The sequence below is a fragment of the Streptococcus sp. 2_1_36FAA genome (genome assembly GCF_000161955.2).
GTDB lineage: Bacteria > Bacillota > Bacilli > Lactobacillales > Streptococcaceae > Streptococcus > Streptococcus gordonii.
Genome location: NZ_KI391974.1, coordinates 118,909 through 133,004, shown reverse-complemented (window position 1 = coordinate 133,004; position 14,096 = coordinate 118,909). Strand labels below are relative to the sequence as shown.

Genomic DNA, 14,096 nt, shown 5'->3' with positions numbered 1-14,096 from the left:
GAGGGGGTATGTTATGTGTGACAATTATTTTAAAAATAAAAAGGTCGTTATTATTGGTGCTAGTGGTAATTTGGGACAAGCCTACACACAAGCTTTTTTTCAAGCGGGTGCTCATTTATTTCTTTTAGGTCGCAATATGAATAAATTAGCTGCTTTTTCTGAGGATATTGCTTCCAACATTCCGATTTGCTCGGTAGATATAACAAATGAAACTTCTATTAAAGTTGCAGTGTCTGAAGTTCAAAAGTGGTCGGATAATATAGATATTGTTATTAATGCAACGGGATTTGATGTTCGAAAATCTTTATTATCTCACTCTGAGGAGGAGATCAATCAGACTATGACGATTAACCTAATAGGGGCTATTCTTGTCAGCAAACATTTTTTACCTTTGTTAAAAAATCAAAAAGGAGCAACCATTGTGCATTCAGGAGGTTTTGCAGATGGTAGGCTGGCCTTTCCCTATTATAGTGTAGATGTGGCGAGCCGCGCCGGACTTTTTTCTTTTATCGAATCAATGAATCGAGAATTAAAACAGGAGAAGAAAAAGATGCATCTAACTTATTTTTGCTCCAATGCAGCAGATACACCATCAGAAAAGCCTTATCATCCAGTTTGGAGAGAGATGGGGATCTCTATATCAAGTACAAATCAAGTAATCCAAGCTTTACTTAAAGGTATAAAATCTCGTAAAAGAGTGATTTTGATGGGACAAGGTACAAAGATTTTTACAACATTGAACCTGCTATCCCCAGCAATAGCGGATTATCTTTTACTGAGACGATACGGTCGTATTTTAAAAAAATATTTTGGATAAATTTTCTATTATTTTTCTAAGAATTTTCTCATCATTTAGTATTCTTTAAGAAAAAATTTAGGTCACTTTAAGAAAAAATAATTAAAATGTATGTAACCTAAAGAAAGGATGTGGTGAATTCATGAAGTAAAACTTCTTTACTTTATCACAGAAACTTAAAACAGAAAGAAGAAAAAACTTAGAATGAATAAAGAGAAAATGATTGTTGTAGAAAAAAGCACCAAGTGGTGGCTATCGGTAGTAGCGACAGGTTCTTTAGTAGTCGGCTTGCTTGGTGGCTATACATTCGGTTCTTTGACGCAAAAAGCAACAAATCAGCAGTCAACCGTTCAAGCATCGAAAACGCAGCAAAATAATCAAGACGGCAATAATATGCAAGGTCCCGGTGGACAACCGCCTCAAGGACAGGGTCAAAATAATGGAAATGGTATGCCACCTCAAATGAATGGTCAAGATGGACAAGGTGGTCCTGGTGGTAACGGTGGACCTGGAGGGCCAGGAGGACAGCCACCGCAAGGAAATAATAATCAAGAAGGCGGTAGCAATTCTAAGAAGAAGCCAGCCAATGCAGATGGAAGTACAAAGGATAAGGAAAGCAATTCTAATCAAAATAATGAAGAAAACGCTACAAAATCTTAATCCATTTGTTAAAGTCATGATATAATAATTAAAGAATTATACTAAGATCCAAAAAAATGGGACAAAAATTCTTTATTTTACATAATCTTAGATGAAGCAGATCAGTATCTTATAGCAGGAGGAGAACAAGATGATTAAGATTTTACTAGTAGAAGATGACTTAGGGTTGTCGAACTCTGTATTTGATTTCTTAGATGACTTTGCGGATGTCATGCAGGTTTTTGATGGTGAAGAAGGACTCTATGAAGCCGAAAGCGGTGTTTATGATTTGATTTTACTTGATCTGATGCTCCCTGAAAAAGATGGCTTTCAAGTTTTAAAAGACTTGCGTGAAAAAGGAGTCTCAACTCCTGTTCTCATCATGACTGCTAAAGAAAGTTTAGATGATAAAGGGCATGGTTTTGAATTGGGTGCAGATGACTATCTAACCAAGCCGTTTTATTTAGAAGAATTAAAGATGCGGATCCAAGCCTTACTCAAGCGTTCAGGAAAATTTAATGAAAATACCTTATCATATGGTGATGTAACAGTAAACCTCTCTACCAATACCACATTGGTGAACGGAAAAGAAGTAGAATTACTAGGAAAAGAATTTGATTTATTAGTTTATTTCTTGCAGAACCAAAACGTAATTCTACCTAAAACTCAGATTTTTGATCGACTCTGGGGCTTTGACAGTGATACTACCATTTCTGTCGTTGAAGTCTATGTCTCAAAAATTCGGAAAAAATTGAAAGGAACGACTTTTGCGAACAATATGCAAACCCTTCGCAGTGTCGGTTACATTTTGAAGAATGCTGAATAAACTTAGACGAACTTTTTATGCGGATGATTTTTCATATTTCATTCGCTATTTTGGTGTATTCACACTTATTTTCTCGGCCATGACTCTTTTAATCATTCAGATTATGCGCTCAGGGCTTTATACAACAGTTGACGATAATTTAAAAAGTTTAAGTCAGAATCCCAGATCTGTCCTCCACCTTGCTTTGGCTCGTGCAGCCAATATGCAACCAACGATTGATGAGGGTCAGTCATCTGATGATGTATCTGGACCACAAGACGCACCAGACCCTGGACCAATGGATAATCTGAAGGTGAATTCGAACACTGAAGCAGTCTTGTTTGATGAAGACTTGAAACCATTGACTACTGCAGATCATTTTCTTAGTTTAAAAAAGATTTCAATCAAGAAAAAGGATGTAGGTAAAATTATTCAGACTACTTTGAAAAACAACTATGGTCAAGAAGAACTCTATCGTATGTTGGTTTTTGAAATTAATCCAAGCGAATTCTTATCTGGGAATCTTTTGAACAAAGTAAAATATGCGGCAGTTTTGATCAATGTCAATCAATTGGAGCAAACCAGTCAGAATCATGAACAAATCATTGTCATTGTTATGATTAGTTTCTGGTTAATTTCAATTATTGCCAGTATTTATTTGGCTCGGGTCAGTGTGAAGCCTCTAATAGACAGTATGCAGAAACAAAAATCTTTTGTTGAAAACGCCAGCCATGAGTTGCGTACTCCTTTAGCTGTTTTGCAGAACCGTTTGGAAACTCTTTTCCGAAAACCGGAAGCTACGATTATGGAATCTAGTGAAAATATTGCCTCCAGTCTGGAAGAAGTTCGGAATATGCGGATGCTCACAACTAATCTATTGAATCTTGCAAGAAGAGATGATGGCATTAAAGCTGAAATTGCTGATGTTGAACCAGAATTTTTCACTACAACATTTGCCAACTACGAAATTATTGCTGATGAAAACGAGAAAGTATTTGTCTTCGAAAACCATATTAACCACAATATCAAGACAGACAGAACACTTCTAAAACAGCTGATGACCATTCTCTTTGATAATGCTGTAAAATATACGGAAGAAGATGGGGTTATTAAGTTTATAGTATGGTCAAAAGACCGTTCTCTTTACTTACGAGTGTCTGATAACGGACCTGGAATCAATAATGAAGACAAAAAGAAAATTTTTGATCGTTTTTATAGGGTTGATAAAGCCAGAACAAGGCAAAAGGGTGGTTTTGGTCTAGGTCTATCCCTTGCAAAACAAATTGCCGATGCTCTAAAGGGAACAATTACTGTTAAAGATAATAGACCGAAAGGTACCATTTTTGAGGTCAAAATTTCCATCAAATCAGAAAGTAAGAAACGAGTTGGTCGATTGAGTGATGGAAAAAAAGATTGAAGGTTTTATTCTAAAGAGTAGCTATTGGATAGACATCATTGTCTTTGTTAAAATAGGATTAACAGATATATAGTGATTCTAAAAAGCTTGGTTTTATTAAGCCAAGCTTTGTTGTTATATTTAAAAATCAGCTCAAAGAGCTGATTTTTAATTTTTAATAGACCAAACACTAACAGATTGTTCTTCAACAGGAAACTCTCCCCAGCCTTCTTCATCAATAGTGACAATTGTTTGGCAATTACCAAGGTAGTCGGAACACTCGTGCCCTGAGCAATCTTGGCCAAAATACATTCGTTTTGAAGTAGCAGAAGCATTTGAAATTAAAACAGCAATTGGCTGACCACCATCTTGACCAGCCCTTGTCCATCCGATACAATTTGGGTCATCAAAATAGTCGGTCTCTTCACCATATGCTAGGTTTAGACGAAGGACCAATAGTTTGTCAATCTCTTCTCGGAAATCTTGCTGAGCAAATTCACCATTTATGCCATAGTAGTCTCCGTAGAAAATACATGGGAGGCCAGACTCTCGAAGTAGAATAAGAGCATATGCTGCCGGTTTAAACCATTCTTCAACAGTAGATTCAAGAGCTTGACCACGCTGAGTATCATGATTTTCTACAAATGTCACAGCTGATTCTGGGTGATTTTTTACTAAAGTATGATCAAAAATAGTACGCAAGTCATATTCTTCACCCTTTTGACTTGCTTCAAAAAGATTAGTATGCAATTTAACATCGACAAGATCGAAGCGATAGTCAATATTTTCTAAGTAGTCATTATTAGCAGCTTCATCATTATTCCAAAACTCTCCGAAAACATAGAAATCATCACCATATTCTTGCAAAATATCTCGAATAAAGTTGGCCATAAAGAAGGAATCTATATGCTTAACTGCATCCAAGCGGAAACCCTGTATACCTGTAGTTTCGATAAACCATCTAGCCCAATCGTATAAGTTTTTAATAACATCTGGATGTTTGAAGTCCAGATCGGCGTACATTAGATAGTCATAGTTTCCGTTTTCGCTGTCTACCAGCTCATCGTTTGCCCAACCTTTATTATCACCTTGAATTAAATAAATACCAGAGCGTCGACTTTTTGCATCAAAGTCAGTTCCAGTGAAATGATACCAATGCCATTCAAAATCATTGTATTGCTTATTTCTTCCAGGGAAAGTAAAGTGAGTCCACCCTTTAATCGTAAAGGGTTCAGAAATAGCAGTAGTACGGTCATTTGGATCTACTTCAATAACCGTAAATGTTTCAGTTCCATCGGCAGCAGCTTTATGATTTAAAACGACATCAGCGATTGGTTCAATGCCATTGTCTTTTAATGTTTGGATCGCTTGAAGATATTCGTCTTTGAATCCGTATTTAGTACGAATTGCCCCCTTTTGGTCAAATTCACCTAAATCAAATAAATCGTAAATACCATAGCCGACATCATTTGAGCCAGTTGCTTTAAAAGCCGGAGGCATCCATATTTTTTTAACCCCTTTGGCAGCCAAATTTGGCGCATCCATTGCTAAACGATTCCAATGCTGGCCATCATCTGGAAGATACCATTCAAAATACTGCATTAAAGTTTGGTTTTTCATATCAAATTCCTTATTCAATCAATTCTTCTGACTCATAGAATGTATTCATGTCAGATTTACCGCTATTTTATCAAAAATAGAAGGAGGACGCAAAAGTTTGCGTAAAATTTTACTGTTATTCTAATTCTTGTAAATAATCTTTCAACTCTTTTTGATTGGATAATTCGATAAATTTCTGAGGAAAAGTTTGTCGGATTTTCTTATATCTTGCCAGTGCAGTCTGACGTCGTCCTTTCCAAAGGACCCAGCAGATAAACTCACAGTCAAACTTTTCAGGGCAGCCTGGAGCCATGCTTTCTCTGGTCCGATTGCGGTATTTTAGATAGCGTTTGAAAGCTCGATAAAGGCAGTTCCAGCGAGAGAAGTTCAGAAAGATGATTTGGTCTGCTTCTGCCATCCGACGTTCATAAAAACACCAGGAGTAGTTGCCGTCAATGATCCAGTCGGTATTTTTTGACAAAAAATTATCCATCTGTTCACTCATCCAATCACGGTCGCTATCCTTCCAGCCAGGTTGGAACTGCAATCTATCCATGTGAAGTTTGGGAATGGAATAATGTTCAGATAGTTTTTGAGTTAAAGTAGATTTTCCAGATCCAGAGTAGCCGATGATGGCAATTTTCATAGAAGTACCTCCGATAAAGCAACAAAAAAGCTCCGAAGAGCTCATTTTGTATGCAGTTAGTTGATTAACCAAGTTTTGCTGCAAGACGTGCTTTATCACGACTAGCTTTGTTCTTGTGGATCAAACCTTTAGTTTCTGCTTTATCGATAGCTGAGCTAGCAGCGCGGTAAAGTTCTTCAGTTGGGTTTGCTTCAAAAGCTTTGATTGCAGTACGCATAGCTGATTTTTGAGCTGAGTTTTTTTCGTTGTGTTTAACGTTCAATTCAGCGCGTTTGATAGCTGATTTAATGTTTGCCAAGTTTTTCACCTCCAATGTATACTAACTATCTAATTATATATGAAAAGTTCGCATTTGACAAGCCTTAATTATTCTTTTAAAAAAATATCACTTGATTTCAATCGATTATAGTTATTTCTTTAAGTAAATCTCATCTATTTCATGGTTATGAGCTTTATGAAGGATTAATTCAGCGCGATTGCGAGTTGGCTCAATATAATCTTTTAAGTTAACTAAATTAATAGATTTCCATATGTTGCGAGCCATTTTCATAACATCTTCAACTGGTTCTTGGGTGAAGCGATGGTAGTAGTTCTTTGAATCCTGTCTAGCCAAGTCCAATAATTTACCAAAACGATCAAGATACCATTTCTCGATATTCTCAACCTCAGCGTCTACATAAATAGAAAAATCAAAGAAATCTGTTATATAGAGACGTTCATTTTGAGGATTTTGAAAAACATTAATCCCTTCAACAATGACGAAATCAGCAACTTGGATTGTCTGTGTCTGATTTGGAACAATATCATAGATTTCATGAGAGTAGACAGGAACCTGATAAGTTTGTCCGTTTTTTAGGTGATCTAAGAAATTTAGAAGAAGTTCCATGTTATAACTTTCAGGGAAGCCTTTTCTATTTAAAAGGTCATGTTTCTGTAAGATTGAGTTCGGATATAAAAAACCGTCTGTTGTTACGAGTTCAACTTTTGCATTCTCAAAAGTTCTAGAAAGTAAAATTTGGAGAAGGCGGCTTGTTGTCGACTTTCCAACAGCTACGCTTCCAGAAACACCAATGATAAAAGGTTGTTTTTTTAAGTTTTTTTGCAGAAAAATTCCCTTTGAAAAAGCAAGATCTTCTTTGGCTCTCTTATAAATTTGAATCAGATTAGTTAATGGTAAATAGATATCCATAACATCTTGCAAACTAATTTCATCATTAAAACTTTTTATTGAATTTAATTCTTCTTCAGTTAATGGCGGTGTTGTTTTTCTATGTAATTGTTGCCATCTTTCTCGGCTAATTCTATCGAAATGAAGGAATTCGTTTGTCATATTTTTTCTCCTATCAACTTGATTAGTATACCATATTGTTAAAAAAATTGTAGAAAATATTGTAAACGGTTTACATTTTAGGTAAAATTGTGATAAAATTAATTTATGTCAAAGATGTATTTTGCAGAAAATCCGGATGCTAAGCACGATATCCATAAATTACAACTGAATTTATTAGGTCAACCAATGACCTTCCTTACGGATGCTGGCGTCTTTAGCAAGAAGATGATCGATTATGGTAGTCAGGTCCTCCTGTCTACCATAGATTTTTCTATAGGGGATACTATTTTGGATCTGGGCTGTGGTTATGGTCCATTAGGTTTAACATTAGTAAAGTCGCAAGCTGTGAAAGCTACCTTAGTGGATATTAATCTGCGTGCTTTGGATTTAGCCCGAAAAAACGCCGAACTTAATGGGGTTTCAGCGGAAATCTTTCAATCTAATATCTATGATCAAGTAACTGGAGTTTTTGACCATATAATTAGTAATCCTCCTATTAGAGCTGGGAAGCAAGTAGTTCATCAAGTTATTGCAGGTAGCCTTGAGCATTTGACGCTAGGTGGTGACCTAACTATCGTCATACAGAAGAAGCAGGGGGCGCCAAGCGCTAAAGCCAAAATGGAAGAAGTTTTTGGAAATTGTGAAGTTGTCAAAAAAGATAAAGGCTACTATATTTTAAGGAGTGAGAAACTAGAATGAGAGCTGTCGACATTATTCAAAAAAAACGTGATGGTTTTGAATTAACAAAAGAAGAAATTCAATGGTTGATTGATGGTTATGTTGCTGGTACAGTGCCCGATTATCAAATGTCTGCTTTTGCAATGGCTATTTACTTTAAGGGAATGACAACCAGAGAAATTTCAGACTTGACTATGACAATGGTAGGAACAGGTCAACAAATTGACTTATCAGAAATCTCTGGTATTAAAGTGGATAAGCATTCTACTGGTGGTGTTGGTGATAAGGTCACTTTGATTCTTGTTCCTTTGGTTGCTAGCTTTGGTGTACCAGTTGCAAAGATGAGTGGTCGAGGTCTAGGTCATACGGGTGGAACGATTGACAAACTAGAATCTGTAAAAGGATTCCAAGTTGAGCGCAGTCAAGAAGAATTTATCAAACAAGTTCAAGATATCGGGCTTTCTGTAATTGGTCAGTCAGATCAACTCGTGAAAGCTGATAAGTTGCTTTATGCTCTTCGTGATGTGACTGCAACAGTTGACACAATTCCTCTAATTGCGAGCTCTGTTATGAGTAAGAAGATTGCTGCTGGAGCTGATAGTATTTTGCTTGATGTGACAGTTGGTGAAGGCGCCTTTATGAAGAATATCGAAGATGCGCGTCGCCTTGCTCAGACCATGGTTGAGTTAGGTAAAGCTGTAGGCAGACGAACAGTAGCTGTTATTACAGATATGAGCCAACCAGTGGGAACAAGCATTGGTAATCGTTTGGAGATTCTTGAGGCTTTAGAGATCCTTCAAGGAAAAGGCAGAGAAGATGTAACCCATTTTATCTGTGAGTTGGCTCAGATTATGCTTAGCTTAGCAAATGTAGAGAAAACTGTAGAGGAAGTTCGCGAGCACATAATGAATGGCTCTGCTCTCAGAAAGTTTGAAGCTATGATTCAAGCACAGGGCGGTGACTTGGAAGACCTTTATAGGCCATCTTCAGCTCAGTATATAGTAGACGTCACTGCAGATAAGTCTGGTTTCATTTCTGAACTACCAGCTATGGAATTCGGTTTATTTGCTATGCGTTTAGGTGCTGGTCGAGCAGTTAAATCTGACAACTTAGATTATGAAACTGGAATTGTTTTTGAGAAAAAAGTTGGCGAAGCTGTTCAATCAGGTGAAGTAGTTGCTAAAATCTATGCTAACCAAAAAATCTCTGAGGAAATGATTACAGAATTCAAAAAAAATGTTAGAATAGATGTCGAACGGAAAAAAGTAAGCGAAATCATTGAGGTCATTTCTTGAGTTTAAAGGAGAAAAAAATGAAATTGAACAAATACATTGACCATACTCTTTTAAAGCCGGAAGCAACAAAAGAGCAAATTGAAAAAATAATTGAAGAAGCCAAAGAATATGATTTTGCAAGCGTCTGCGTTAATCCAACTTGGGTAAAGCTTGCAGCTGAAGAATTAAGAGGATCTGATGTAAAAGTTTGTACAGTTATAGGTTTCCCTTTGGGGGCAACCACTCCTGAAGTAAAGGCATTTGAAACAAAAAATGCGATTGAAAATGGGGCTGATGAAATCGATATGGTAATCAATATTGGCGCTCTCAAGTCTGGTAACTTGGATTTGCTTGAAAAAGATATTCAAGCAGTAGTAGAAGCAAGTGGTGAGAAACTTGTGAAGGTCATTATTGAAACTTGCCTTTTGACTGATCAAGAAAAAGTTCTGGCCTGTCAAATTTCCCAAAAAGCTGGAGCCGACTTTGTAAAAACATCGACTGGCTTTTCAACTGGTGGTGCTACTGTAGAAGATGTAGCTTTGATGAGACAAACAGTTGGTCCTGATATGGGAGTTAAAGCATCTGGAGGCGCTCGTTCTTATGATGATGCTCAAGCTTTCATTAAAGCTGGAGCTACTCGGATTGGTGCTTCATCAGGTGTTGCTATCATGAAAGGGGAAACAGCTAGTGGCAACTACTGATTTAATCGATTTGGCCGTAGAGACAAGCAAAAATGCGTATGTTCCATATTCTCACTTTCCAATTGGTGCTGTACTAGTTGCTAAAGATGGCCGTGTCTTCACTGGAGTTAATGTTGAGAATGCTAGTTTTGGTTTGACAAACTGTGGTGAACGAACAGCAATATTTAAAGCAGTTTCTGAAGGAGCACTTGAGTTTGAAGAGCTGATTGTCTATGGGCAGACAGAAAAGCCAATTTCTCCATGTGGAGCATGCCGTCAAGTGATGGCAGAATTTTTTAATAAAGATCTAAAAGTGACATTAGTCGCTAAAGATAAATCGACGGTCGTGATGACGGTCGGGGAATTACTTCCATATTCTTTTACCGACTTAAAATAGTTGGTAGTCTGGGTCATCAGACCACACAATTTTGCAACATTGTTGCATATCTTATTTAGGAGGTTCAGAAATGAACAAGAAAAAATGGCTAGGCCTTGGTCTAGTAGCTGTCGCAGCAGTAGGACTTGCTGCATGTGGTAACCGTGCGTCTCGCTCAAATAGCAATTCAGATGCTAAAACAGATCTGAAAGCTGCTATCGTAACCGATACTGGTGGTGTTGATGACAAGTCATTCAACCAATCAGCATGGGAAGGTTTGCAAGAATGGGGTAAAGAAAACGGTCTTTCAAAAGATCATGGTTTCACTTACTTCCAATCAACAAACGAATCAGAGTATGCTAATAACCTTGAGCAAGCTGCATCAAGTGGTTATAAAGCAATTTTTGGTATTGGATTTGCTCTTCGTAACGCTGTAGAAGCTGCTGCCAAAGACCACTCAGACATCAACTATGTCATCATTGATGATGAAATCAAAGGTCAAGACAATGTCGCTTCTGCTTTGTTTGCAGATAACGAAGCAGCTTATCTTGCAGGTGTAGCTGCAGCGAAAACAACTAAAACAAAAGTTGTTGGATTTGTAGGTGGTATTAAAGGTGCCGTATTGACTCGTTTTGAAAAAGGTTTCGAAGCTGGTGTTAAATCAGTAGACCCATCTATCAAGATTGATGTTCAATATGCAGAATCATTTGGTGATGCTGCTAAAGGTAAAACAATCGCCGCTGCACAATATACAGCAGGTGCTGATATCATTTATCAAGTAGCTGGTGGTACAGGTGCTGGTGTCTTCAACGAAGCGAAATCAATCAATGAAACAAGAAACGAAAGCGAAAAAGTTTGGGTTATTGGTGTGGACCGTGACCAAGAAGCCGAAGGAAAATTTAAATCTAAAGATGGTAAAGAATCTAACTTCGTTCTTGCTTCTACCTTGAAAAAAGTTGGTGGAACAGTTAAAGACATCGCAACCAAAGCATCTAAAAACCAATTCCCTGGTGGTAAAACAACAGTTTATGGTTTGAAAGATGGTGGTGTTGATTTGACAACTAAAGCTTTGTCAGATGATGCTAAAAAAGCAGTAGAAGATGCTAAAGCTAAAATTCTTGACGGAAGCATCAAAGTTCCTGCAGAATAAAATTCAAACATTGACTCTCAGGAAGCGATCTTAGAGAGATCGCTTCTTTGAGATTGAGACAAAAGGTTTTGTCTCAATAGAGCTTACTAACTCTTAGTAGGTTCTATTGAAATAAAAGTTTTGAAAGGATGGGATCACAATGACACATGAAAATGTCATCGAAATGCGGGAGATTACCAAAATCTTTGGACAATTTGTTGCAAATGACAAAATTAACCTTCATCTTCGTCGTGGTGAAATTCATGCTCTTTTAGGAGAAAACGGAGCAGGTAAATCTACTTTGATGAATATGTTGGCAGGATTGCTTGAGCCTACTAGTGGTGAAATTGCAGTAAATGGGCAAGTTGTTAAACTAGACTCACCATCAAAAGCTGCCTCTTTAGGTATTGGAATGGTGCACCAACACTTTATGCTGGTCGAAGCATTTACAGTTGCCGAGAATATTATTTTAGGAAGTGAAATTACTAAGAATGGTGTTCTAGACATCAAAAAAGCAATCCAAGAGATAAAAGAATTATCTGAAAAATATGGTCTTGCCGTAGATCCTTCTGCAAAAGTCGAAGACATTTCAGTCGGCGCTCAACAACGGGTTGAAATCCTAAAAACTTTATATCGTGGTGCTGACATCCTTATTTTTGACGAACCAACTGCTGTATTAACACCTGCTGAAATTGACGAATTGATGATTATTATGAAGAACCTTGTCAAAGAGGGTAAATCGATCATTTTGATTACGCACAAGTTGGATGAAATTCGTGCGGTTTCTGATCGTGTTACAGTTATTCGTCGTGGTAAGAGTATTGAAACGGTTGAGATTGCTGGTGCTACAAACCAAGATCTAGCTGAAATGATGGTAGGACGTTCTGTTTCATTTACAACAGAAAAAAATCCTCCTCAACCAAAAGAAGTCATTCTTTCAATCAAGGATTTAGTTGTTAATGAAAACCGTGGTATTCCAGCTGTCAAGAATTTATCACTTGATGTTCGTGCAGGTGAAATTGTTGGTATTGCCGGAATTGACGGAAATGGACAAAGTGAATTAATTCAAGCGATTACTGGTTTGCGTAAAGTTAAATCAGGAACCATTAATATCAAAGGTAAGGATGTAGTTGGCTTGCCTCCTCGTAAGATTACGGAAATGAAGGTCAGTCACGTTCCTGAAGACCGTCATCGTGATGGTTTGGTCCTTGATATGACCATTTCTGAAAATATTGCTTTACAAACTTACTATAAAGAACCACTTAGCAAGAATGGTATTTTGAATTATACTAATATTCATAATTATGCTCGTAAACTGATGGAAGAGTTCGATGTTCGTGCAGCAAATGATTATGTTCCTGCATCAGCTCTATCTGGAGGTAATCAGCAAAAGGCAATTATTGCTCGTGAAGTAGACCGTGATCCAGACCTTCTAATTGTTAGCCAGCCTACACGTGGATTAGACGTTGGTGCGATTGAGTATATCCATAAACGTTTAATTGGTGAGCGTGATAAAGGAAAAGCAGTTCTTGTTGTCAGCTTTGAATTGGATGAAATTCTCAATTTATCTGATAGAATTGCTGTTATTCATGACGGTAAAATTCAAGGTATCGTAACGCCAGCTGAAACCAATAAACAAGAACTTGGTATTTTGATGGCCGGAGGAGAATTAAAGAAGGGAGATTCTAATGTCTAAGAAAACACAGCAGATTGCCGTTCCTTTGATTTCTGTCGTTCTTGGGATTTTACTCGGTGCGATTATCATGTGGATTTTTGGCTACGATGCTATTTGGGGGTATGAAGAACTTTTCAAAACAGCCTTTGGTACTCTAAGAAGTTTGGGAGAAATCTCTCGTGCAATGGGACCGTTGATCTTAATCGCCCTTGGTTTTGCAGTGGCTAGTCGAGCTGGCTTCTTCAACGTTGGTTTGCCTGGGCAAGCTTTGGCAGGATGGATTACTGCCGGTTGGTTTGCTCTATCATTTCCAAATTTACCGCGTCCACTTATGCTCATCATGACTGTATTCCTTGGTATTGTAGCGGGTGGTATCATTGGTGCGATTCCTGGTATTTTACGTGCTTACCTTGGAACATCAGAGGTCATCGTAACGATCATGATGAACTATATCGTTCTATATGTTGGTAATGCCTTTATCCATAGTTTCCCGAAATCTGTCATGCAGAGTGTGGATTCTAGTATCACTGTAGGTCCTAATGCCACCTACCAAACAGAATGGTTGCGTGCCTTGACCAATAATTCGCGGATGAACATCGGAATCTTCTTTGCAATTATTGCAGTTGTTCTGGTATGGTTCCTTCTTAAGAAAACTACTCTTGGCTTTGAGATTCGTTCAGTTGGTATCAATCCGCATGCAAGTGAGTATGCCGGTATGTCAGCAAAACGTACAATTATCCTTTCAATGATTATTTCTGGTGCCCTTGCTGGTGTCGGAGGTGTAGTAGAAGGACTTGGTACATTCCAAAACGTTTATGTTCAAGGTAGCTCATTAAGCGTTGGCTTCAATGGTATGGCAGTTAGTCTTCTTGCAAGTAATTCTCCTGTAGGAATTCCTTTTGCAGCCTTCCTGTTTGCAGTACTTCAGGTTGGAGCTCCAGGTATGAATGTTGCAACTATTCCTTCTGAATTGGTCAGCATCGTAACAGCATCTATCATCTTCTTTGTAAGTGTTCATTACATTATTGAACGTTTTATCAAACCACGCAAACAAGAAAAGGGAGGTAAATAAG

Annotated in this window: 15 protein-coding genes; 11 read left to right on the top strand and 4 right to left on the bottom strand. The window is 37.6% G+C overall.

Annotated elements, in window-relative coordinates:
• Window positions 1–13: 13 nt before the first annotated feature.
• The 4 genes from HMPREF0847_RS03070 (at window position 14) to HMPREF0847_RS03055 (ending at window position 3,657) form a co-directional block, all read left to right on the top strand.
• Window positions 14–817, top strand: coding sequence for an SDR family NAD(P)-dependent oxidoreductase (locus HMPREF0847_RS03070; protein WP_008808732.1), 804 nt, complete (start codon window positions 14–16; stop codon window positions 815–817).
• Window positions 818–1,000: 183 nt separating this feature from the next.
• Entirely contained in the window at window positions 1,001–1,456 is a 456-nt protein-coding gene (locus HMPREF0847_RS03065; RefSeq protein ID WP_008808731.1) for a hypothetical protein, read from the top strand.
• Window positions 1,457–1,586: 130 nt separating this feature from the next.
• A complete protein-coding gene (locus HMPREF0847_RS03060; protein WP_008808730.1) occupies window positions 1,587–2,261 on the top strand; it encodes a response regulator transcription factor in 675 nt (224 codons plus the stop codon).
• Entirely contained in the window at window positions 2,251–3,657 is a 1,407-nt protein-coding gene (locus tag HMPREF0847_RS03055) for a sensor histidine kinase (RefSeq protein WP_008808729.1), read from the top strand. Before HMPREF0847_RS03060 ends, HMPREF0847_RS03055 begins: the two co-directional genes overlap by 11 nt.
• A gap of 147 nt (window positions 3,658–3,804) precedes the next feature.
• Here the strand turns inward: HMPREF0847_RS03055 and HMPREF0847_RS03050 are convergent, their stop codons facing one another.
• The 4 genes from HMPREF0847_RS03050 to coaA form a co-directional block, all read right to left on the bottom strand.
• On the bottom strand, window positions 3,805–5,256 hold the full coding sequence (locus HMPREF0847_RS03050) for an alpha-amylase (protein ID WP_020992639.1): 1,452 nt from the start codon (window positions 5,254–5,256) through the stop codon (window positions 3,805–3,807).
• A gap of 115 nt (window positions 5,257–5,371) precedes the next feature.
• Window positions 5,372–5,881 carry a DNA topology modulation protein gene (locus tag HMPREF0847_RS03045; protein ID WP_008808727.1) on the bottom strand — a complete coding sequence of 170 codons (510 nt, stop codon included), beginning with the start codon at window positions 5,879–5,881 and terminating at the stop codon, window positions 5,372–5,374.
• Window positions 5,882–5,945: 64 nt separating this feature from the next.
• Complete coding sequence (gene rpsT / locus HMPREF0847_RS03040; protein WP_008808726.1) at window positions 5,946–6,194, bottom strand: 30S ribosomal protein S20; 249 nt, start codon at window positions 6,192–6,194, stop codon at window positions 5,946–5,948.
• Between the two features lie 96 nt (window positions 6,195–6,290).
• Complete coding sequence (coaA, locus tag HMPREF0847_RS03035) at window positions 6,291–7,211, bottom strand: type I pantothenate kinase (protein WP_008808725.1); 921 nt, start codon at window positions 7,209–7,211, stop codon at window positions 6,291–6,293.
• 105 nt (window positions 7,212–7,316) lie between these two features.
• Between coaA and HMPREF0847_RS03030 the strand changes: the two genes are divergently transcribed.
• The 7 genes from HMPREF0847_RS03030 to HMPREF0847_RS03000 all read left to right on the top strand — a co-directional run bounded on the left by HMPREF0847_RS03030 (window position 7,317) and on the right by HMPREF0847_RS03000 (window position 14,095).
• Window positions 7,317–7,910 (top strand): class I SAM-dependent methyltransferase, encoded by a 594-nt coding sequence (locus HMPREF0847_RS03030; protein ID WP_008808724.1) that lies wholly within the window; start codon window positions 7,317–7,319, stop codon window positions 7,908–7,910.
• Window positions 7,907–9,184: a pyrimidine-nucleoside phosphorylase gene (locus HMPREF0847_RS03025; protein ID WP_008808723.1), complete on the top strand. Its 1,278-nt coding sequence runs from the start codon at window positions 7,907–7,909 to the stop codon at window positions 9,182–9,184. Before HMPREF0847_RS03030 ends, HMPREF0847_RS03025 begins: the two co-directional genes overlap by 4 nt.
• 17 nt (window positions 9,185–9,201) lie before the next feature.
• On the top strand, window positions 9,202–9,864 hold the full coding sequence (gene deoC, locus HMPREF0847_RS03020; RefSeq protein WP_008808722.1) for a deoxyribose-phosphate aldolase: 663 nt from the start codon (window positions 9,202–9,204) through the stop codon (window positions 9,862–9,864).
• Complete coding sequence (locus tag HMPREF0847_RS03015; RefSeq protein WP_008808721.1) at window positions 9,851–10,240, top strand: cytidine deaminase; 390 nt, start codon at window positions 9,851–9,853, stop codon at window positions 10,238–10,240. Before deoC ends, HMPREF0847_RS03015 begins: the two co-directional genes overlap by 14 nt.
• Before the next feature lie 70 nt (window positions 10,241–10,310).
• Window positions 10,311–11,369 (top strand): BMP family lipoprotein, encoded by a 1,059-nt coding sequence (locus HMPREF0847_RS03010; protein WP_020992636.1) that lies wholly within the window; start codon window positions 10,311–10,313, stop codon window positions 11,367–11,369.
• Between the two features lie 139 nt (window positions 11,370–11,508).
• Window positions 11,509–13,044: an ABC transporter ATP-binding protein gene (locus HMPREF0847_RS03005; RefSeq protein ID WP_008808719.1), complete on the top strand. Its 1,536-nt coding sequence runs from the start codon at window positions 11,509–11,511 to the stop codon at window positions 13,042–13,044.
• Entirely contained in the window at window positions 13,037–14,095 is a 1,059-nt protein-coding gene (locus tag HMPREF0847_RS03000) for an ABC transporter permease (RefSeq protein ID WP_008808718.1), read from the top strand. Before HMPREF0847_RS03005 ends, HMPREF0847_RS03000 begins: the two co-directional genes overlap by 8 nt.
• Window position 14,096: the final 1 nt, after the last annotated feature.